This is a genomic window from Micromonospora sp. NPDC003197, from assembly GCF_053590565.1.
In genome coordinates, this window is record NZ_JBSFTE010000016.1 from 25,954 (window position 1) to 45,061 (window position 19,108).

Below are 19,108 nucleotides of genomic sequence, written 5' to 3' on the forward strand. Positions count from 1 at the left end.
GCCGGAACCACGGGCACGTCTCTTCGGGCAGTTTCACCCTTGACCACACCGGTATGCGGCAAAATCCGGATCCGGCGCGCACCGATATGGCGGCTGCACGGTTCCGTCCTTCACCGGTTGCCGGCCAGTCCCATCGAGGCCGGCCGGCAACTCGGCGGGTCAACCCTGCCGTTTGGCCGGGCGACCCTTCTTGGGGTTGATCGGCTTCGCGCCGGGCTTGGGGCCCGCCACCTTGGGGGTGGGCTTGACCTCGGGCTTGGTTTCGACCGGCTTCCGACCGAACAGTCCGGGCTTGGCCGGCTGAGCCTTGGCGGCCGGCTTCGTGCTCTTGCCGGTGTTGGCGGTGGGCGGCGGCGGGAACTTGCGCAGCACCCACTGCTGCTGGGCGAGGGTAACCAGGTTGTTCGTGACCCAGTAGATGATCACACCGATCGGGAAGATCGCACCGGAGATTAGCAGCGAGAGCGGGATGCCGTAGAGCATCAGGCGCTGGATCATCCGCTGCTGCGGGTCCTCCGCCCAGCCGGTCTTGAGGATCATCTGGCGGCTGGTCAGGAACGTCGTCCCCATCATCAGCAGCACCAGGATGCCGGCGACGATCTTCACCGTGGTAGCGCTGGCACCAAGCGTGGCGAGTTCCGCGGCCGTCGAACCGAACTTGCCGGCAATCGGGGCGGAGAAGAGGCTCGCGTTCGAGGCGCTGTCGAACTGGTCGGCGGCCCAGCCGTAGAGCGTCTTGCCCTTCTCGCTCTTGCTCGGGTCGAGCCGACGAAGCACGTGGAACAGGCCCAGGAAGACCGGGATCTGCAGGAACATCGGGAGGCAACCCATCAGCGGGTTGGCCTTCTCCTCCCGATAGAGCTCCATCATCTCTTTCTGGAGCGTCTCCCGGTCACCCTGGTGCTTCTCCTGAAGCGCCTTGACCTTCGGCTGGAGCGCCTGCATCGCCCGCTGCGACTTGATCTGCTTCACGAAGATCGGGAAGAGGATCAGCCGGACGGTGACCACGAGGAAGATGATGGCGAGGATCCAGGACCAGTTGGTGCCCAGTACCTCGGCCGCCGACACTCCGATGGTGTCCCAGGCCGAATGCCAGAACAGCAGGATCCACGAAATGGCCCAGTAGATCCAGTCGAGACTCAATTCGGGGCTCCAGTCACATCGGCACGGCGGCGGCCGCCCGGCTCCGGCACCGGGTCATATCCACCAGGGTGGAAAGGGTGGCAGCGCAGCAGCCGTCGTACCGCCAGCGAAGCTCCCCGTAGCGCACCGTGCTGGGCGATCGCCGTCAAGGCGTAGGCACTGCACGACGGGTAGAACCGACAGCGGGCCGGCAGTGCCGGGCTTATCCAACGACGGTACGCGATTATGGGTCCGGCCAGCATTCGGGCACCAGGTGAAGTCGCCCGTGGCACGCTGTTCTCGCTGCTCACCGGGATCGCCGCCCCGCTCTGCGAGCGGTCCGGGCGGCGGCGAGCGCCGCGTCGAGGTCAGCCCCGAGCCGGGCGTACGACAGCTGGTCGGCACCGGGTAGCGCACGGACCACGAGGGTGCTCCCGGCTGGCAGATCAGCCAGCCGGTCCCGGACTAGGTGCCGCAGCCGACGCCGGACGGCGTTGCGGACCACCGCCCCGCCAACAGCCTTGGACACGACAAAGCCGGCGCGGGTCGGGGCGGAGGATTGCTCCACACCGGTACTCCGCGCCGGCTCAGCCGACGGGCTTCCGTCTGGTGCCCCGTTCGGGGCGATGGGGGTCGGTAGGTCGAGGTGTACGACAACAGCGCCACGGCCTGCACGGCGCCCGCCTCGAATCGCCGCAGCGAACTCGCGGCTGTGGCGGAGGCGTTGCGTGGCCGCCAGCACGACTGCCTACATCCCCTGACTCAGACCCCCGGTCGACACTCAGGCCGACAGGCGGGCACGGCCCTTCGAGCGGCGGGTCGAGAGGATGGCACGGCCGGCCCGGGTGCGCATGCGCAGCCGGAAGCCGTGGGTCTTCGCGCGCCGGCGGTTGTTCGGCTGGTAGGTGCGCTTGCTCACGTCAGGCTCTCCGTCTTCGTACGTCCCGAGCATGGGAGCCGGGGATCGTCGTGGTCAGGCGTCGGCCCCCTCAGTAGGCGGCCATGATCGATCTAGGCCACCCTGGCGGGCGATCATGATCGATCTAGGCCACCCAGGTGGGTGGCCGCAGTCGATGCTGCCCGACGACGCGTAGCTGGCAGGCCTGAACAGGTAGCCAGCAGCCGTGAACAGCAAGCACTCATCACCCTAGCAGAGGGCAATAGAGCAGCCGATCGAGCCTACGCACGCGGACAACAGGCGTCAAACACCACCAGCGACGGCGGGTACGGGTGAAGCGGCGTCAGAAGCTCTTCTCATGTCTTCTTGCCCACCTCGCCGAGCGCTCTTCGCCGTGTCGTCCCCACCCCGCCGGGCCCGTCGGTTGTAGGGGTGTGGACAACGCTGTTAGCGTGCCCGATTGCGGTCAGCGTCAGAAGAGCCAGCCCCCGGGGGAACTCACTGCCGCTGCCGGGCAAGACCGAACAAGGCGGTCGATCGTTCGGCACGGTGAACCCGCTTCAGCGCCACAAAGGCACAAACAGGTCCGACGCAGGTCTGGCGGCGGCCGCGATTCGTCGGTACACAGGTTGTGGATAACCTGTGGATGACGAGTCGGCCAGGTGCCTTTCCAGCAAGGTCATGCCTGTTCGAGCGCGGTGCAGGCCCGGAACGGCCGACTGACGACGACACGGCGGCCGGGAACGCAGGAGCTATGGGGGTGGCGTGACGGTGGCCGAATCGATCGACCTCGCCGCAGTGTGGCTGGCGACGACGGACGAGATGGCCGACGAGATCGTCTCGGCCCAGCAACGCGCCTACCTCCGGCTGACCCGGCTACGGGCAATCGTCGAGGACACCGCCCTGCTCTCCGTACCGGATGCCTTCACCCGGGACGTGATCGAGTCACGGCTCCGCCCCGCCATCACCGAGACCCTGTCCCGCCGGCTCGGTCGCCCCATCCAGGTGGCGGTCACCGTACGCCCGCCCGAGGACAGCCAGGGACGGCCCACCGGCACCATCTACGGCACCAGTTCGGCCAGCGCAGTCGGTGGGTTCCCGCTGCCCGACGGTTACGGCGGGTCCGCCGACACCGGCCAGCACCCCGTCTCCGGGGCACCTGTCCCAGGTGGGCCGCCGATGGGATATTCCGGTGATCCCGGCGGCGGGCAGCAGTTCGGCCCCACCGAGAGCGAGCAGCGACCGGGTGGTGGCCCCCGGGCGGGCCTGATCCCGGCCAGCCGGGATGGTCAGGAGACCCTCTTCCCCGCGCCCTATCCGCCGCCGCACCGCAGCCCCGCCCCGCACCAGGAGCGGCGTGGGCTCGACGAGCGGGCGGCCGAACCCACCGGAGTGGGTCAGGCCGCGATCGACCACCGGCAACTCGATCGCCCGTTTCCGGACGACGACCCACTACTGCACGTCGACCCGGCGCTGCGATTGCCGCGCCCCGGGGACACCGACAGCGGCCCGGGACGCGCTGCGCCCGTCGACCGGCCGGGTGGGCGGGACGACCGGCGGGGCCTGCCTGGTACGGAATCCGGCGGTAACCGGCTCAACCCCAAATACATGTTCGAGACGTTCGTCATCGGCTCCTCCAACCGGTTCGCCCACGCTGCGGCAGTGGCGGTGGCCGAGTCGCCGGCGAAGGCGTACAACCCGCTGTTCATCTACGGCAGCTCCGGGCTGGGCAAGACCCACCTGCTGCATGCCATCGGCCACTACGCCACGACGTTGGGCAACGCCCGCTCGGTGCGGTACGTCTCGACCGAGGAATTCACCAACGACTTCATCAACTCGCTGCGGGACGACAAGACCAGTGCGTTCCAGCGGCGCTACCGGGACGTCGACATCCTCCTGATCGACGACATCCAGTTCCTGGAGACCCGCGAGCGGACCCAGGAGGAGTTTTTCCACACCTTCAACACGTTGCACAACGCCAACAAGCAGATCGTGATCACCTCCGACCGGTCGCCGAAGCAGCTGGCGACCCTGGAGGACCGGCTGCGGACCCGGTTCGAGTGGGGCTTGCTGGCCGACATCCAGCCGCCGGACCTGGAGACCCGGATCGCGATCCTGCAGAAGAAGGCCGCCCAGGAACGCCTGTTCGCCCCGCCGGACGTACTTGAGTTCATCGCGTCTCGGATCTCCGCCTCGATCCGGGAGTTGGAAGGTGCCCTGATCCGGGTCACCGCGTTCGCCTCGCTGACCCGTTCGCCGGTCGAGTTGTCGCTCGCCGAGGAGGTCCTGCGGGACTTCATTCCGGACGGTGCCGGGCCGGACATCACTGCGGACCAGATCATGGTCGCCACCGCCGACTACTTCGGGGTCAGCCTGGAGGATCTACGTGGGCACTCCCGTTCCCGGGTGCTGGTCAACGCTCGACAGGTCGCCATGTATCTGTGTCGGGAGCTGACCGACCTGTCGCTGCCTCGGATCGGCCAGGCATTCGGGGGGCGGGACCACACCACGGTGATGCACGCCGACCGGAAGATTCGGCAGCAGATGGCCGAACGTCGCTCGCTCTACAACCAGATCGCCGAGCTGACCAACCGGATCAAGCAGACCCCCTGAGTCGGCCTGCGTTTCCGCACAGCACCCGGCTCACTCGTCTCCCCGCACAACACTTCGTCGCCGTCCCTACCGATGGGGACCACGCTGCCTGCTACCCCAAGCCTGCCTGATATGTGAGGTTTCGCGCTTCCCGAAGGCGGGTACGGGGAATTCTGGCTACCAATCGGGCCTCCGCTCTGCGCTACCGCCAGTCTGGTTGTCCACCGCCCCTGTGGATAACCAGGGTGTCGCCAGCCACAGTTATCCACAGGTTGTGGACAAGGGCTGGGGATAGCACTGTGGACAAACACGAAGAGTAGTCGAGTTGTCCACAGCTCTCCCCGGGCCTGTGTATAGCCTGTTGAAGGTTCTGTGGATAACGAGCCGCATTCGGCTACCGGCCATCCACAGGCCTGGGGAGAAAGTACGTGGATAACCGGTGGAAAACCTGTGGATGACGGTGGATAACCTGAGGCCGACTCGGGGGCTGTGGATGAAGACCCCGGTTTATCCCCTGGTTATCCACCGGCTACCCACCGGTGCATAACTTCCTGACCTGCGGAAACGTTGGATATCCACAGTTTGCACAGCACCGATGAAGACGATGAGTTATCTCTTCAAGAGAACAAAAACCAATCATCACCGTTGGGGATTCTGTGGATTGTTCGATCGGGCTTCCGCAGTGAAGGACTCATCGACCGGAACACCCGGGGGCGGGCACGCAGACATGGATGCGGCGGCCTAAGGTGCGAGGGAGAGCCGCACGGACCGCCGGCTCGGAAGACAGTCGCCGGCATGAGACAGTTGTTGCTGACGTCGACGCGGAGGCATGACATGAAGTTCCGAGTGGAGCGCGACGCGCTCGCCGACGCGGTGGCCTGGACGGCAAAAAGCCTGCCCAGCCGCCCTTCGGTGCCGGTGCTAGCCGGGGTGATGCTGCGGGTCGCCGAGAGCAGCCTGCACGTCTCCGGGTTCGACTACGAGGTTTCCAGCCAGGTGACCGTCGAGGTGCAGGGGGACTCGGACGGTGCCGCCCTGGTCTCCGGTCGCCTCCTTGCCGAGATCACCAAGGCGTTGCCGGCGAAGCCGGTGGACATCGCCGCCGTCGGCGCCCACCTGGAGCTGGTCTGCGGCAGCGCCCGTTTCACGCTGCCGACGATGCCGGTCGAGGACTACCCAAGTCTGCCGGAGATGCCGGCCAGCGCCGGCACGATCGACGCTGCGGCGTTCGCGGCGGCGGTGTCACAGGTCGCCGTTGCCGCCGGCCGGGACGAGACCCTGCCGATGATGACCGGCGTACGTATCGAGCTGACCGGCTCGACCCTGGCGATGCTCGCCACCGACCGCTATCGGCTGGCCATGCGCGAGATGCAGTGGAACCCGGACGACCCCGAGGTGAGCATCACCGCCCTCGTACCGGCCCGGACCCTGCACGACACCGCGAAGACGCTCGGCCCAATCGGTGGCAACGTGACGATGGCCCTGGCCCAGGGCGCCGCCGGGGAAGGCATGATCGGCTTTGCTGGCGGTACCCGCCGGACCACCAGTCGGCTGCTGGACGGTGCCAACTACCCGCCGGTTCGCTCGCTCTTCCCCGCCAGTCACAACGCTGAGGCCCGGGTCGCGGTCTCGTCGTTGGTCGAGGTCGTCAAGCGGGTCGCCCTGGTCGCCGAGCGGACCACTCCGGTGCTGCTGAGCTTCAGCGCCGACGGCCTGGTCGTCGAGGCAGGCGGCACGGAGGAGGCCCGAGCCAGCGAGGCGATGGACGCCACCTTCACCGGCGAGCCGCTGACCATCGGCTTCAACCCGCAGTACCTCATTGACGGCCTGCAGAACCTTGGCGCACCGACTGCGGTGTTCCGCTTCGTCGACGCGTTCAAGCCAGCGGTTATCTCCCCGTCCGGTGAGGATGGCGAGATCATTCCGGGGTACCGCTACCTGATCATGCCGATCCGGGTCACTCGCTGACCCGACTGGCACCAAACGCGTCAAGCGCACCGAACGCACCGAAGGGGAAGTAGATGCAGCTCGGCATCGTGGGGCTCGGCCGGATGGGCGGCAACATGCGCGAACGGCTACGCGCTGCCGGCCACGAGGTGGTCGGCTACGACCAGAGCCCGGAGGTGAGCGACGTCGCGAGCCTGGCCGAGCTGGCCGAGAAGCTGACCGCACCGCGAGCGGTCTGGGTGATGGTGCCGGCGGCGGTCACCGAGGCGACCATCGACGGGCTCGCCGAGGTGCTCTCCCCGGGCGACATCGTCATCGACGGCGGAAACTCCCGGTTCAGCGACGACGGGCCGCGTGCGGAACGCCTCGACCAGCAGGGCATCGGTTACCTCGACGTCGGGGTCTCCGGCGGTGTGTGGGGCCGGGAGAACGGCTACGCCCTGATGGTCGGCGGCGACCAGGAGCACGTCGACCGCCTGATGCCGATCTTCGAATCGCTCAAGCCGGCGGGGGAGTTCGGCTTCGTACACGCCGGACCGGTCGGTGCCGGGCACTACGCCAAGATGGTGCACAACGGCATCGAGTACGGCCTGATGCACGCCTACGCCGAGGGCTACGAACTACTGGCCAAGTCCGAGCTGGTCACCAACGTGCCCGGGGTGTTCAAGTCGTGGCGGGAAGGCACCGTCGTCCGCTCCTGGCTGCTCGACCTGCTCGACCTGGCCCTTGAAGAGGACCCGGAGCTGTCCAGCCTGCGCGGCTACGCCGAGGACACCGGCGAGGGCCGATGGACGGTCGACGAGGCGGTGCGGCTGGCCGTACCGATGAACGTCATCGCCGCCGCCCTCTTCGCCCGGTTCGCCTCGCGGCAGGACGACTCGCCGGCCATGAAGGCCGTCGCGGCGCTGCGGTTCCAGTTCGGCGGCCACGCCATCCACAAGAACTAGGCGGCGAGCCCGAGATCGTGTACGTCCGTCGGCTTGAACTGGTCGACTTCCGCTCGTACGAGCGGGTCGAAATCGACCTGAACCCCGGCGGGAACGTACTCGTCGGTTCCAACGGGGTGGGTAAGACCAACCTCGTCGAGGCGCTCGGCTACGTGGCGACCCTGGGCAGTCATCGGGTCGCCACCGACGCACCGCTGGTCCGAGCCGGCGCGGACGCGGCGGTCATCCGGTGTGCGGTCGTGCACGACGCCCGGGAACTGCTGGTCGAATTGCAGATCGTCCCGGGCCGGGCCAACCGGGCCCGGCTGGGTCGATCACCGGTCCGGCGGGCCCGGGACGTGCTCGGCGCGCTGCGCCTGGTGCTCTTCGCCCCGGAGGATCTCGAACTGGTTCGGGGCGACCCGGCAGAGCGACGGCGCTACCTCGATGATCTGCTGGTTACCCGGATGCCCCGCTACGCCGGGGTACGCGCCGACTACGAGCGGGTGGTCAAGCAACGGAACGCCCTGCTCCGTACGGCGTATCTCGCCCGTCGGGCCGGTCGTCCCCGGGGCGCGCGTCCCCGTCCGGAGGCCGGTGACCCGGCGTCGGGCGGAGCCGCTACCGACCTCTCCACCCTCGATGTCTGGGACACCCACCTGGCGCACCACGGGGCGGAACTGTTGGCGGGCCGACTCGAACTCGTCGCGGCCCTGAGCCCGCACGTGGCCAAGGCGTACGACGCGGTCGCGGCCGGTCGGGGTGCGGCCGGGATGAACTACCGGTGCTCGATGGATCTCACCGACGTACCGCCGGACCGGCCTGCCCTCCAGACCGCGTTGGCGGCCGCGCTGGTCGAGTCCCGGGCCGCCGAGGTGGAACGGGGTGTGACCCTGGTCGGGCCACATCGGGACGACCTCGCGCTCAGCCTCGGTCCGTTGCCGGTCAAGGGATACGCGAGCCACGGCGAATCCTGGTCGTACGCGTTGGCGCTGCGGCTGGCCGCCTACGACCTGCTTCGCTCCGACGGCATCGAGCCGGTGCTGGTCCTCGACGACGTCTTCGCCGAGCTGGACGCCGGTCGGCGGGAACGGCTGGCTGACCTGGTCGCCGGGGCGAGTCAACTGTTGGTCACCTGCGCGGTCGCCGAGGATGTACCCCGGGCACTGCGGGGTGCCCGCTACGAGGTGGCCGGAGGCGAGGTACGCCGTGTCGAGTGATGCCGAGCCGCGTCGGACCGGACGGGACGGTCCACAGGTGGACCGTGGGGCCGGCGATGAGGAGCTGGCCGGCCCGGAACTGGCTCGCGCGGTGCTGGACGCGGCCAAGGCCCGGCGGGCGGCGGCCGGGCCCAGACGACGTACCCCGGGTGGAGCCGACCTGGAGGGCGGTGATCGCACCCCGACCGCCGGTCGGAGCGGAACAGGTCGACGGCTTCGAGGCTATTCCGGGCCGGGGCCCGATCCCCGCGACCCGCAGTTGCTCGGCAGCGTGCTCGCCCGACTGGTCAAGGCCCGGGGCTGGCAGCGGCCGGCGGCCGAGGCGACGGTCTTCGGCGAGTGGGAACGGGTGGTCGGTGCGGAGATCGCCAAGCACAGTCGACCGGTCAAGCTGGAGAACGGCGAGTTGACCGTGGAGGCGGAATCTACCGCGTGGGCGACCCAGCTGCGGCTGCTTGCCGCCTCGCTTTTGCAGCGGATCGCCGCCGTGGTCGGCCATAACGTGGTGCGCAAGCTGCACATCCATGGACCGGCCGCGCCGTCATGGTCCCGGGGGCCGCGTCGGGTGCCGGGCCGTGGCCCACGGGACACGTACGGCTGACCGTCGCCCGGTGCCGTAGTCGGGCGGTGCGTCGGGCGGCCGACTGACGTACCGGCTCGGGCAGGCGTACCGAGTGTCCGTGCTGTCGAGCCAGCAGCAGACCGGCCGCCACCGAGGCCAGGGTCGTGACGATTCCGGCCATCACCAGTGTCTCCCGGGGACCCACGTACTCGGAGAGCCAACCGAGCAGGGGCGCGCCGACGGCACCCGAGATGGAGCCGGTCACCGCGATCGCGGCGAGTACCCGGCCGCGCATCCGGGCGTCGGTGTCGAGTTGGGCCCGGGTGCCCACCGTGGTGTCGATGATTACCGCGGCTGCCGCGATCGGCAGGATCAGCGCCGCGAAGCTCCAGCTGCCGGGGGCGAGGCCGGCGAAGATCTGCAATCCGCTGCCGAGGAGTCCGGCACCGACCAGGATGGCGTAGCTCAGGTTTCGGGTTCGGGCGGCGAGGAGCGCGCCCACCACGGTTCCGACGGCGAAGACCGTGGACAGGAAGCCGTATCCGGAGGCGCCGGAGTTGAGTGGGCCGTCGCTCATGGCGGCCATGGTGACCTGGTAGTTGCGCCCGAAACTGCCCAGTACGAAGGAGAGTGCCAGCGCGGTCAGGATCACCGGTTGCCGGCGCAGGTAGGCGAAACCGGCCCGGACCCCGTTGCCGCCGGCTGGGCGATCGGCGTCGGCTGGGTGACCGTTGTCGGCTGGGTGACCGGTGTCGACCATGCCCTGGGTGTGTAGCTCGTTGGGGCGTACGGCCATGAGGGCCAGCACCACGGCGGCGAAGCTGGCCGCGTTGATGGCGAAGAGTGGTGCCGGGCCGGCTGCGGCGACCACGACCGCACCCACGCTCATGCCCAGGATGCGGCCGGCGGAGTTGGTGAGCGAGCCGAGGGCCAGCGCGTTGCCGAGGGTCTCCCGGTCCACGAGGGTGGAACCCCAGCGGCCCATCACTGGGCCTTCGATCGCGGAGACCGCGCCGCTGATCAGGGAGATGGCGTAGATCAGTGGCAGGCCGGCGGTGTCCGACCAGGCGACGGCGGCGAGGCCGGCGGCGAGTACGGCGTGGGCCACCTGGCTGGCGATCAGCAGCGGCCGGGCGGGGATCCGGTCGGCGAGGGCCCCGCCCCAGGTGCTGAGCAGCAGGCTGGGGATCGTCTGAAGGAGGATGGTCAGCCCCATCGAAGTGGCCGATCCGGTGGCCTGTAGGACGTACCAGTTGACCCCCAGCACCTGCATCCAGGTGCCGATGACCGACACGAATCCGGCAGCGGCCCAGATCCGATAGTTGCGATGACGCAACGCGGCGAATGTCGTACCCATGGCCGCGACCGATTCCTCTCCCCTGGCCGCAGCGCCTGGCTGACGACACTCCCGATGGAGTCACCGGAGCCTGGCCGGCAACGCGGGCAAGTCTTGCCCGGATTGCCAGGAAAGCCGGTATCAGGTGATCGATTTCACGCAGAGTGATGGTCCGATCACCTGAATTGCCGAGGTGGTGAGAGAGATGTGGCGGATTGGGGGTGACCGTTCAGCGGTTCGTCATTGGAACGGTCAGTCAGGACATCGGGTCCTACCGGTGGAGCGGTCAGCCGTTCGCGTAGACGGCGAAGCCCCGGTCGGCGCACCGGCGGTAGAAGCCGGCGAGCACGCTGAGCTCGGAGTGGAAGAAACGCCAGTGCGGGGCCGCCCCGGACTCGTCGCGCAGCGTGTCCAGGCGGCTGTCCAGCCACCGGAGCTGCTGCTCGGCGAGGCGCCCGTCGGCGAGCGCGGCCCGCAGCACGGCGCTGACCGTGTCGAAGGTCACCGACTCCCCGTGTGGGCGATGTCCTTCGGCAAAGCGTTCGAGGCCGCCCGCGATCCAGGCGCAGCCGTCCGGGTCGATCACCGGGTCCTCGTCCTCTGCGGCAGCTTCTGTGGCATAGAGCACACCGTCGAGTCCGAGGAGCAGGTCCACCAGTTCCGTGTAGGCGGTTGCTGGCACCGTTCCGGTCTTCGCGATGTGGGTGGCGAGGGTGGCGGTCGGTGCGGGTACTTCAGGCAGGTCAGCGACCGTCCCGAAGTCGACGAACTCGGCCGGGGCGACCGGATCGTAGAACCGGCCGGTACGAGGCCAGTGCACCGCGACGTTCTCCAGCCCCACGGGCGTCACCTTCCTGAGCAGGTTAATGGCCGATCGTCCGGTTTCCCGGAGCGCGTAACGCGAATTGTCGGGAATGATGATCGGCGACGCAAAATTACGGTACGACGATGGCTTCGCGCGACCCCCGGTCGGACACCTTCCGAGCCACGAGATCGGGTTGCCTCGGCGGGTTAACCGCCCAAGATCCGAAGCTGGGCCTGTGGGGGGAGTCGTGGGCGGGCCAATTTGGCCGCTACGGGGGTCTCAGGTCGTTTCCGAGGGTGCCGAGTACCTGTTCTGTCGCCGCAGCACAGTAGGATCGATGCAGAGACGAGGACGCGGTATGGAGCGACGACACGGGCCGGTTGCGGCCCGGGCCGCCAGTCCGCCCCGCGTCTGAGCCGATCGCGATCCGCGGGCATTTCGCGGCGAGCGGCGCTTCGGCCCGTACCCCGAATTTCGATGGTGGTGCCGGCCCGTGCCAACGTCGCGTCCTACCCGCCGAACCCGCGCCCCGGACGCCCACGTGGTGCCTGGCGGGTGCGAGAAAGTGGCCGAAAAGGTGGCAGCGCAGAATAAGCAGGAGTACGGCGCCGAGTCGATTACCGTGCTGGAGGGCCTGGAAGCGGTCCGTAAGCGGCCCGGTATGTACATCGGCTCGACCGGTGAGCGGGGTCTGCACCACCTGGTCTGGGAGGTCGTGGACAACGCGGTCGACGAGGCCCTCGCTGGTCACTGCGACACGATCAACGTGACGCTGCTCGCTGATGGTGGCGTCCGGGTGGTCGACAACGGCCGGGGCTTCCCGGTCGACCTGCACCCGAAGCTGAAGAAGCCGGGTGTCGAGGTCGCGCTGACCGTGTTGCACGCCGGCGGCAAGTTTGACGGCAAGGCGTACGCGGTCTCCGGTGGTCTGCACGGCGTGGGTGTCTCGGTGGTGAACGCGCTCTCCGTCCGGATGGCGGTGGAGATCCAGAAGTCGGGTTACTTCTGGCGGCAGCAGTACACCAACTCCAAGCCCGGTCCTCTGGAGAAGGGTGAGGAGACCGACAAGACCGGTTCTGCCGTGTCGTTCTGGCCGGATCCGGACGTCTTCGAGACGGTCGACTTTTCCTTCGAGACCATCTACCGGCGGATCCAGGAGATGGCCTTCCTCAACCGGGGGCTGACCATCCAGTTGCGGGACGAGCGGGTCCAGGAGGAGGACGGCAAGCCGCGCGAGGTGACGTTCTGCTACAAGGGCGGCATCTCGGACTTCGTCCGGCATCTGAACGCGCCGAAGACCCCGATCCACCGGTCGGTGATCGAGTTCGGGGCCGAAGAAGAGGGCATGTCGGTTGAGATCGCCATGCAGTGGAACGAGTCATACGGCGAGTCGGTCTACACCTTCGCCAACACCATCAACACCCACGAGGGCGGTACCCACGAGGAGGGCTTCCGGGCCGCGTTGACCAGCGTGGTCAACCGGTACGGCACGGAGAAGAAGCTGCTCAAGGGTGACGAGAAGCTCTCCGGTGAGGACATCCGTGAGGGCCTGGCCGCGATCATCTCGGTCAAGCTGACCAACCCGCAGTTCGAGGGCCAGACCAAGACCAAGCTGGGCAACACCCCGATCAAGAGCTTCGTACAGCGGGTCTGCAACGAGTGGCTGGTGGACTGGTTCGACCGCAACCCGGCCGAGGTGAAGACCATCATCACCAAGGCGTCGCAGGCTGCCCGGGCCCGGATCGCCGCCGCCCAGGCGCGGAAGTTGGCCCGGCGTAAGTCGCTGCTGGAGTCCGGGTCGATGCCCGGCAAGCTGGCCGACTGCCAGTCGACCGATCCGCGCGAGTCCGAGCTGTTCATCGTCGAGGGCGACTCGGCCGGTGGCTCGGCCAAGCAGGGGCGTGACCCGCGGACCCAGGCGATCCTGCCGATCCGGGGCAAGATCCTCAACGTGGAGAAGGCGCGGATCGACCGCGTTTTGAAGAACGCCGAGGTCCAAGCGCTGATCACGGCGCTCGGTACGGGCATCCACGACGACTTCGACATCGAGAAGCTGCGCTACCACAAGACCGTGTTGATGGCTGACGCCGACGTGGACGGCCAGCACATCCAGACGCTGCTGCTGACCCTGCTGTTCCGGTTCATGCGGCCACTGGTCGAGTTGGGGCACGTCTACCTCGCGGCCCCGCCGCTTTACAAGATCAAGTGGAACAGGAAGGGCGACGACGCCCAGTACGCGTACTCCGACCGCGAGCGGGATGGGCTGATCGCCCTCCGGCAGCAGAAGAAGCCCAACGCCAAGCCGGATGACATCCAGCGGTTCAAGGGTCTGGGTGAGATGAACTACCCCGAACTGTGGGAGACCACCATGAACCCGGCGACGCGCACGCTGCGTCAGGTCACCCTCGACGACGCGGCAACCGCCGACGAGCTGTTCAGCGTCCTCATGGGTGAGGACGTGGAGGCGCGGCGGTCGTTCATCCAGCGCAATGCCAAGGACGTGCGGTTCCTGGATATCTAGTCGGTGGCGGTGTCACCGGCCAACCAGCCGGCGACACCGTTACCCACAGAGTTATCCACAGCTTCGACGGTTTCCACAGTCGTTATCCACAGCGGAATACGGCTTTAAGTCTGATAAGGGTTGACAGTGACGGATACTCCCGAAAACCCCATTAACGAGCCGACGGAGCCGGCCACCGGCGGTAGCCCGGTCGTCGAGCATGACCGCATCGAGCCGGTGGGGCTTGAGGTGGAGATGCAGCGGTCCTACCTCGACTACGCGATGAGCGTGATCGTCGGGCGGGCCCTGCCGGACGTACGGGACGGGCTCAAGCCCGTACACCGAAAGATCCTCTACGCCATGTTCGACTCTGGCTACCGGCCGGACCGGGGGTACGTGAAGTGCGCCCGCGTCGTCGGTGACGTGATGGGTAACTACCACCCGCACGGCGACGCGTCGATCTACGACGCGCTGGTCCGGATGGCCCAGACCTGGTCGCTGCGCTACCCGCTGATCGACGGCAACGGCAACTTCGGCTCGCCTGGTAACGATCCGGCCGCCGCGATGCGCTACACCGAGTCCAAGCTGTCCCCGCTGGCGATGGAGCTGCTGCGGGACATCGACGAGGACACCGTCGACTTCCAGGACAACTACGATGGCCGTGCCAAGGAGCCGGTGATCCTGCCCTCCCGGATCCCCACCCTCCTGATCAACGGCTCCGAGGGCATCGCGGTCGGTATGGCCACCAAGATCCCACCGCACAACCTGCGGGAGATCGCGGCGGCGGTGCAGTGGTGCCTGGAAAACCCAGAAGCGGACGAGGCGACCACGCTCGAAGCGTTGCTCGAGATCGTCAAGGGGCCGGACTTCCCCACCTACGGTCTCATCGTCGGCACCGCAGCGATCCAGGACGCGTACCGCACCGGTCGCGGGTCGATCCGGATGCGGGCCGTGGTCGAGGTCGAGGAAGACAAGAAGGGCCGCTCCTGCCTCGTCGTCACCGAGCTGCCCTACCAGGTCAACCCGGACAACCTGGCCGAGCGGATCGCCGACCTGATCAAGGAGGGCAAGCTCGGCGGCATCGCCGACATCCGGGACGAGTCCTCGGGCCGTACCGGTATGCGCCTCGTCCTCGTGCTCAAGCGGGACGCCGTCGCCAAGGTGGTGCTCAACAACCTCTACAAGCACACCCAGCTCCAGGAGACCTTCGGCGCCAACATGCTGGCGCTGGTCGACGGGGTGCCGCGCACGCTCAACCTGGCCCAGTTCATCCGCTACTACGTCCACCACCAGATCGACGTCATCCGCCGTCGTACGGCGTACCGGCTGCGTAAGGCCGAGGAGCGGGCGCACATCCTGCGCGGGTTGGCGAAGGCGCTGGACGCGCTCGACGAGGTGATCGCGCTGATCCGGCGCTCGCCCACCGTCGACGAGGCGCGGCAGGGCCTGATGCAGCTGCTGGAGATCGACGAGATTCAGGCCACTGCGATCCTCGACATGCAGCTGCGCCGGCTCGCCGCCCTGGAACGGCAGAAGCTCATCGACGAACTCGCGAAGATCGAGATCGAGATCGCCGAGTTCAAGGACATCCTGGCCAAGCCGGAACGGCAGCGGAAGATCGTTTCCGAGGAGCTGGGCGAGATCGTCGCCAAGTGGGGCGACGAGCGTCGTACGAAGATCCTGCCCTACGAGGGCGAGGTCTCCATGGAGGACCTCATCGCCCGCGAGGACGTCGTTGTGACGATCACCCGTACCGGTTATGCCAAGCGTACGAAGGTGGATCTCTACCGGTCACAGCGGCGCGGCGGCAAGGGTGTCAGCGGTGCCACGCTGCGCCAAGACGACATTGTCAGCCACTTCTTCGTCTGCTCCACTCACGACTGGATCCTGTTCTTCACCAACAAGGGTCGGGTTTACCGGGCCAAGGCGTACGAACTTCCGGAAGCCAGTAGGGTGGCAAAGGGCCAACACGTGGCCAATCTGCTCGCCTTCCAGCCGGGTGAGCAGATTGCTCAGATCATCGAAATTCCGAATTACCAGGTCACGCCGTATCTGGTGCTCGCCACCAAGAGCGGCCTAGTGAAGAAGACCAGACTGGAGGAGTTCGACTCCAACCGGTCTGGTGGTGTTATCGCGATCAACTTGCGCGATGAGGACGAGCTGGTCGGCGCGGCGCTTGCGGGCCCCGAGGACGACCTGCTGCTGGTGTCCAAGAACGCGCAGGCGATCCGGTTCAACGCCACCGACGAGACGCTGCGACCGATGGGCCGGGCCACCAGCGGGGTCATCGGTATGCGCTTCTCGGACGAGGACGTCCTGCTGGCGATGGAGGTTGTACGCGACGGCATGGAGGGTATGGACGTCCTGGTGGCGACGAACGGGGGATACGCAAAACGTACTCCGATCGAGGAATACCCGGTCCAGGGCCGGGGAGGTAAAGGGGTGCTGACCGCGAAGATCACAGAACGTCGTGGCGGGCTGGTCGGCGCGGTCGTGATCAGTGCAGATGACGAGCTGTTTGCGATCACCAGTAACGGCGGCGTGATTCGGACTCCGGTGAAGCCTGTACGCCGTACACGCGATCGGAACACAATGGGTGTCAAGTTGATGGACCTACCAGACGGCGTAACCATCGTGGCGATTGCTCGCAATGCCGACGAGCCTGACGAACAGGACTAGTTAATGACGGAGACACAGGCGAAGTCGGGGAGCGCGGGGACCTCGGCCAACCCGGTCGAAGAGGAGGCGTCCAGCGGGGGCGCCACCGCGGCCGGCCGGGCAGCTGTCGGCCGGGCGACCGTTCCCGCCGACGCGCCGTCCCCCAAGTTCACCCGGGCCCCGGGGATGCCGCCCCCGCCGGACCAGCCCGGTGGAGAAGCGGACAGTCGCCCCACACCGGCCCAGGGTGGGGCGGACGGGGGTGCGCCGACCTCGGCCACCGCCAAGGTAACTCCGGCGAAGGCCGCAGCCGACCGCGCCGAACCGTCGGCCAGCGCCGGTCGGGCCAAGCCTGAAGCAACCCGCCCCAGCCCCGGTCGACCGTCCACCGGTACGCCGAGCCCGTTCGGCAGTCGTACCTCGGCGGCCCGGTCGGTGAGCGACCCGGCCGGCGGCAACGTGGTGGGGCCGGTTGGCGGGGGTGCCGCCGCCGTCGGTGCGGCCCGGGTCAACGAGGCGGTACGGGCCGCCCGTAGCTCCGTCAGCTCCGCCGCCTCGCGTGGTCCCCGCCGGGCCCGGCTGAACCTCAAGCGGATCGACCCCTGGTCCGTCATGAAGTTCTCGTTCGCGGTGTCGTTGGTGCTCTTCATCGTCATTGTCGTGGCGACCGCCGTGCTCTACCTCGCGCTCGACGCGATGGGTGTCTTCGAGAGCGTTAACAACAGCCTGACCGACCTGCTCAGCGCCACGGGCGGGCAGGAGGCCGACAGCCTTGAGATCACGGCGAAGGGGGTCATCCTCACCTCCGTTCTCCTTGGTCTGGTGAACGTGGTGCTGTTCACGGCGCTCGCGACGCTCGGTGCGTTCGTCTACAACGTCTGCGCCGACCTGGTCGGCGGTATCGAGTTGACATTGGCCGAACGCGACTGACGCTCGATGAAGCTCCGGGGCGCGCCGTAATCCGGTCGCCCCGGAGTTTTGTCTTCCGGTACCGTCGACCTCGATGGCGACCACTCCTCCGGGTGGCTCGCCGCCCCGGTCGTAGTGGGGGAAGCCCCGAGTTGGGGACTGCCGCCAAGGTGCGATACCCTTGCTCGGCACGCGGGGGGCTATAGCTCAGTCGGTTAGAGCGCAGAGCTGATAACTCTGAGGTCGATGGTTCGATTCCATCTAGCCCCACTTCACACCGTCCGACAGTAGTCGAGCGTGAGGGATCGCCCCATGTTGAAGAAGCTTCTGATCGTCGTCGGCGTGGTTGGTGTAGCAGCGCTGATCGCCAAGAAGGTCATGGACGCCAACGACGAGCGTGCGCTCTGGCACGAGGCCACCACCTCGCCCGACCTTCGATAACACGGATCCGGGCCACCGTTACTGGTGACTCGGATCTACCGGGGCCGTAGCTCAACTGGCAGAGCACTGCCTTTGCAAGGCAGGGGTTAGGGGTTCGAGTCCCCTCGGCTCCACATTTTGTCTTCCTGACCAGGCATTCTGTGATCTCCTTGATCATCAAGTACAACGTCAGTACAAACTACGGTTGATCTTGTTGTGGGGTCCTGCCCGACTTGGCTGCCGCCGAGTTGAGCACCGCACCGATGACGCCGCGAGGCCGATCCCGCTTTGGCCACCAGTGCACGTAGGTCTCCAAGGTGATCCGGAGCGTCTTGTGACGTAGCAGGCGCTGCACTTCCTGCGGTTCGGCGTGGTTGGTGATCAGCGTGGTGGCGCTTGGCGGTTGGCCTAGACAACCTGGTGGTAGCGGGTGACTGCGGGCGGCGCAGCTTGCGGCATGATCGGCGGGTGGCCAGCCGTGTGGAGAACTATCTTGCCCATCTCGACCGACTCAGCGGTGGTGTCGAACCCAGGTTCCTAACGGTTGCCTCGACCAAGGATGACCTGAAGGCCGTCACCGTCATCGCCTACCAGCAGCTACCTGACGACCTGGCGACCGCTCTTACCTACGGAGTCTCGCTGGCAGAGCACCCGGACTGGAAGCTCGGAAGCCCGGAGTTGTGCATCAGTGTCCGCTCGGACGATGACCGTTGGGTCTGGGCGTTCGGGAACCTCGCAGAGAGCCTGCGCGGCTCATGTCCCTTCAGCTGCGGCAACACGATCAGCTTCGGCGAGCGGATCTCGACCGAGTCGGACATGACGTCATTCGTCGTCGGCCCCCCGAGTGTCATCGCGGCCGCCGATCGCCGCGTCGACGTCGGCGGACCCGGACACGAGGGCCACGACATCATCCAACTCGTCGGTATATACCCGATCTACGAGGCAGAGCGACAGTACATCCGCGACTACGGCATCGAGTCCTTCTGGAACCTCGACTGGGACCCCTACGCCGTCACGCGGCGTCCGGCCGTCTGACTCCCCGCGCCCGTTGAACTTGTGGCAGGCCAGCCGCCGGGACACGTCAAGCATGTAGTGGGACTCCAGCGTCAAGCATCTCCCGTGACGGGACAGCGTGGCCGGAGCGTAGTGTGTTCAAACTTTCTTTACTTGTTCAAGGCGGGCCTTCGGCCCGCCGCCGTGCCTGCGCCGGGGC

General features: G+C 67.3%; 15 protein-coding genes, 2 tRNA genes and 1 pseudogene. 12 read left to right on the forward strand and 6 right to left on the reverse strand.

Translation table 11 applies throughout. The features are described 5' to 3' along the window. Nucleotides 1-159 precede the first annotated feature (159 nt). The 4 genes from yidC to rpmH are packed head-to-tail and all read right to left on the reverse strand — an operon-like array spanning nucleotide 160 to nucleotide 2,041. Nucleotides 160-1,143: a membrane protein insertase YidC gene (gene yidC, locus ACWDV4_RS18860; protein ID WP_449980466.1), complete on the reverse strand. Its 984-nt coding sequence runs from the start codon at nucleotides 1,141-1,143 to the stop codon at nucleotides 160-162. Beyond that, on the reverse strand, nucleotides 1,140-1,385 hold the full coding sequence (gene yidD, locus ACWDV4_RS18865) for a membrane protein insertion efficiency factor YidD (protein WP_221449685.1): 246 nt from the start codon (nucleotides 1,383-1,385) through the stop codon (nucleotides 1,140-1,142). The genes yidC and yidD overlap by 4 nt, the downstream gene beginning before the upstream one ends. A gap of 44 nt (nucleotides 1,386-1,429) precedes the next feature. After that, the gene (gene rnpA / locus ACWDV4_RS18870) at nucleotides 1,430-1,864 is read right to left on the reverse strand and encodes a ribonuclease P protein component (RefSeq protein WP_449980469.1); all 435 of its coding nucleotides are present in this window, start codon (nucleotides 1,862-1,864) and stop codon (nucleotides 1,430-1,432) included. A 39-nt stretch (nucleotides 1,865-1,903) separates the two neighbouring features. After that, entirely contained in the window at nucleotides 1,904-2,041 is a 138-nt protein-coding gene (rpmH, locus tag ACWDV4_RS18875) for a 50S ribosomal protein L34 (protein ID WP_089002791.1), read from the reverse strand. A 750-nt stretch (nucleotides 2,042-2,791) separates the two neighbouring features. On the opposite strand from rpmH, the gene dnaA reads away from it, so the two are divergent. From dnaA to ACWDV4_RS18900, 5 genes are all read left to right on the forward strand, one after another. Continuing rightward, nucleotides 2,792-4,633: a chromosomal replication initiator protein DnaA gene (gene dnaA / locus ACWDV4_RS18880; protein ID WP_449980473.1), complete on the forward strand. Its 1,842-nt coding sequence runs from the start codon at nucleotides 2,792-2,794 to the stop codon at nucleotides 4,631-4,633. Between the two features lie 813 nt (nucleotides 4,634-5,446). After that, on the forward strand, nucleotides 5,447-6,580 hold the full coding sequence (gene dnaN / locus ACWDV4_RS18885) for a DNA polymerase III subunit beta (RefSeq protein ID WP_449980475.1): 1,134 nt from the start codon (nucleotides 5,447-5,449) through the stop codon (nucleotides 6,578-6,580). Between the two features lie 53 nt (nucleotides 6,581-6,633). Continuing rightward, a complete protein-coding gene (gnd, locus tag ACWDV4_RS18890) occupies nucleotides 6,634-7,506 on the forward strand; it encodes a phosphogluconate dehydrogenase (NAD(+)-dependent, decarboxylating) (protein WP_449980478.1) in 873 nt (290 codons plus the stop codon). Nucleotides 7,507-7,523: 17 nt separating this feature from the next. Continuing rightward, nucleotides 7,524-8,705 carry a DNA replication/repair protein RecF gene (recF, locus tag ACWDV4_RS18895; RefSeq protein ID WP_449980481.1) on the forward strand — a complete coding sequence of 394 codons (1,182 nt, stop codon included), beginning with the start codon at nucleotides 7,524-7,526 and terminating at the stop codon, nucleotides 8,703-8,705. Then, entirely contained in the window at nucleotides 8,695-9,306 is a 612-nt protein-coding gene (locus tag ACWDV4_RS18900) for a DUF721 domain-containing protein (protein ID WP_449980484.1), read from the forward strand. The genes recF and ACWDV4_RS18900 overlap by 11 nt, the downstream gene beginning before the upstream one ends. 118 nt (nucleotides 9,307-9,424) lie before the next feature. Here ACWDV4_RS18900 and ACWDV4_RS18905 read toward each other — a convergent pair. After that, nucleotides 9,425-10,624: pseudogene (locus ACWDV4_RS18905) on the reverse strand (MFS transporter); the annotation flags it as partial. A gap of 265 nt (nucleotides 10,625-10,889) precedes the next feature. Next, complete coding sequence (locus ACWDV4_RS18910) at nucleotides 10,890-11,444, reverse strand: hypothetical protein (protein WP_449980487.1); 555 nt, start codon at nucleotides 11,442-11,444, stop codon at nucleotides 10,890-10,892. Nucleotides 11,445-11,985: 541 nt separating this feature from the next. Here ACWDV4_RS18910 and gyrB point away from each other — a divergent pair. The 7 genes from gyrB (at nucleotide 11,986) to ACWDV4_RS18945 (ending at nucleotide 18,930) form a co-directional block, all read left to right on the forward strand. Further along, the gene (gene gyrB, locus ACWDV4_RS18915; RefSeq protein ID WP_449980787.1) at nucleotides 11,986-13,929 is read left to right on the forward strand and encodes a DNA topoisomerase (ATP-hydrolyzing) subunit B; all 1,944 of its coding nucleotides are present in this window, start codon (nucleotides 11,986-11,988) and stop codon (nucleotides 13,927-13,929) included. A gap of 126 nt (nucleotides 13,930-14,055) precedes the next feature. Then, on the forward strand, nucleotides 14,056-16,587 hold the full coding sequence (gyrA, locus tag ACWDV4_RS18920) for a DNA gyrase subunit A (protein ID WP_449980490.1): 2,532 nt from the start codon (nucleotides 14,056-14,058) through the stop codon (nucleotides 16,585-16,587). Between the two features lie 3 nt (nucleotides 16,588-16,590). Further along, nucleotides 16,591-17,496, forward strand: coding sequence for a DUF3566 domain-containing protein (locus ACWDV4_RS18925; RefSeq protein ID WP_449980493.1), 906 nt, complete (start codon nucleotides 16,591-16,593; stop codon nucleotides 17,494-17,496). 175 nt (nucleotides 17,497-17,671) lie between these two features. Further along, nucleotides 17,672-17,745: transfer RNA gene (locus tag ACWDV4_RS18930), tRNA-Ile, on the forward strand. A gap of 42 nt (nucleotides 17,746-17,787) precedes the next feature. After that, nucleotides 17,788-17,916, forward strand: coding sequence for a DLW-39 family protein (locus tag ACWDV4_RS18935; protein WP_221449017.1), 129 nt, complete (start codon nucleotides 17,788-17,790; stop codon nucleotides 17,914-17,916). Nucleotides 17,917-17,956: 40 nt separating this feature from the next. Next, nucleotides 17,957-18,029: transfer RNA gene (locus ACWDV4_RS18940), tRNA-Ala, on the forward strand. 334 nt (nucleotides 18,030-18,363) lie between these two features. Further along, nucleotides 18,364-18,930 carry a suppressor of fused domain protein gene (locus ACWDV4_RS18945; protein WP_449980496.1) on the forward strand — a complete coding sequence of 189 codons (567 nt, stop codon included), beginning with the start codon at nucleotides 18,364-18,366 and terminating at the stop codon, nucleotides 18,928-18,930. Nucleotides 18,931-19,108: the final 178 nt, after the last annotated feature.

Excerpts from the sequence above, each read along its gene's own strand:
- yidD (WP_221449685.1), bottom strand. The coding sequence starts at position 1,385 with ATGCTGGCCGGACCCATAATCGCGTACCGTCGTTGGATAAGCCCGGCA.
- dnaN (WP_449980475.1), top strand. The coding sequence starts at position 5,447 with ATGAAGTTCCGAGTGGAGCGCGACGCGCTCGCCGACGCGGTGGCCTGG.
- gnd (WP_449980478.1), top strand. The coding sequence starts at position 6,634 with ATGCAGCTCGGCATCGTGGGGCTCGGCCGGATGGGCGGCAACATGCGC.
- ACWDV4_RS18925 (WP_449980493.1), top strand. The coding sequence starts at position 16,591 with ATGACGGAGACACAGGCGAAGTCGGGGAGCGCGGGGACCTCGGCCAAC.
- ACWDV4_RS18935 (WP_221449017.1), top strand. The coding sequence starts at position 17,788 with ATGTTGAAGAAGCTTCTGATCGTCGTCGGCGTGGTTGGTGTAGCAGCG.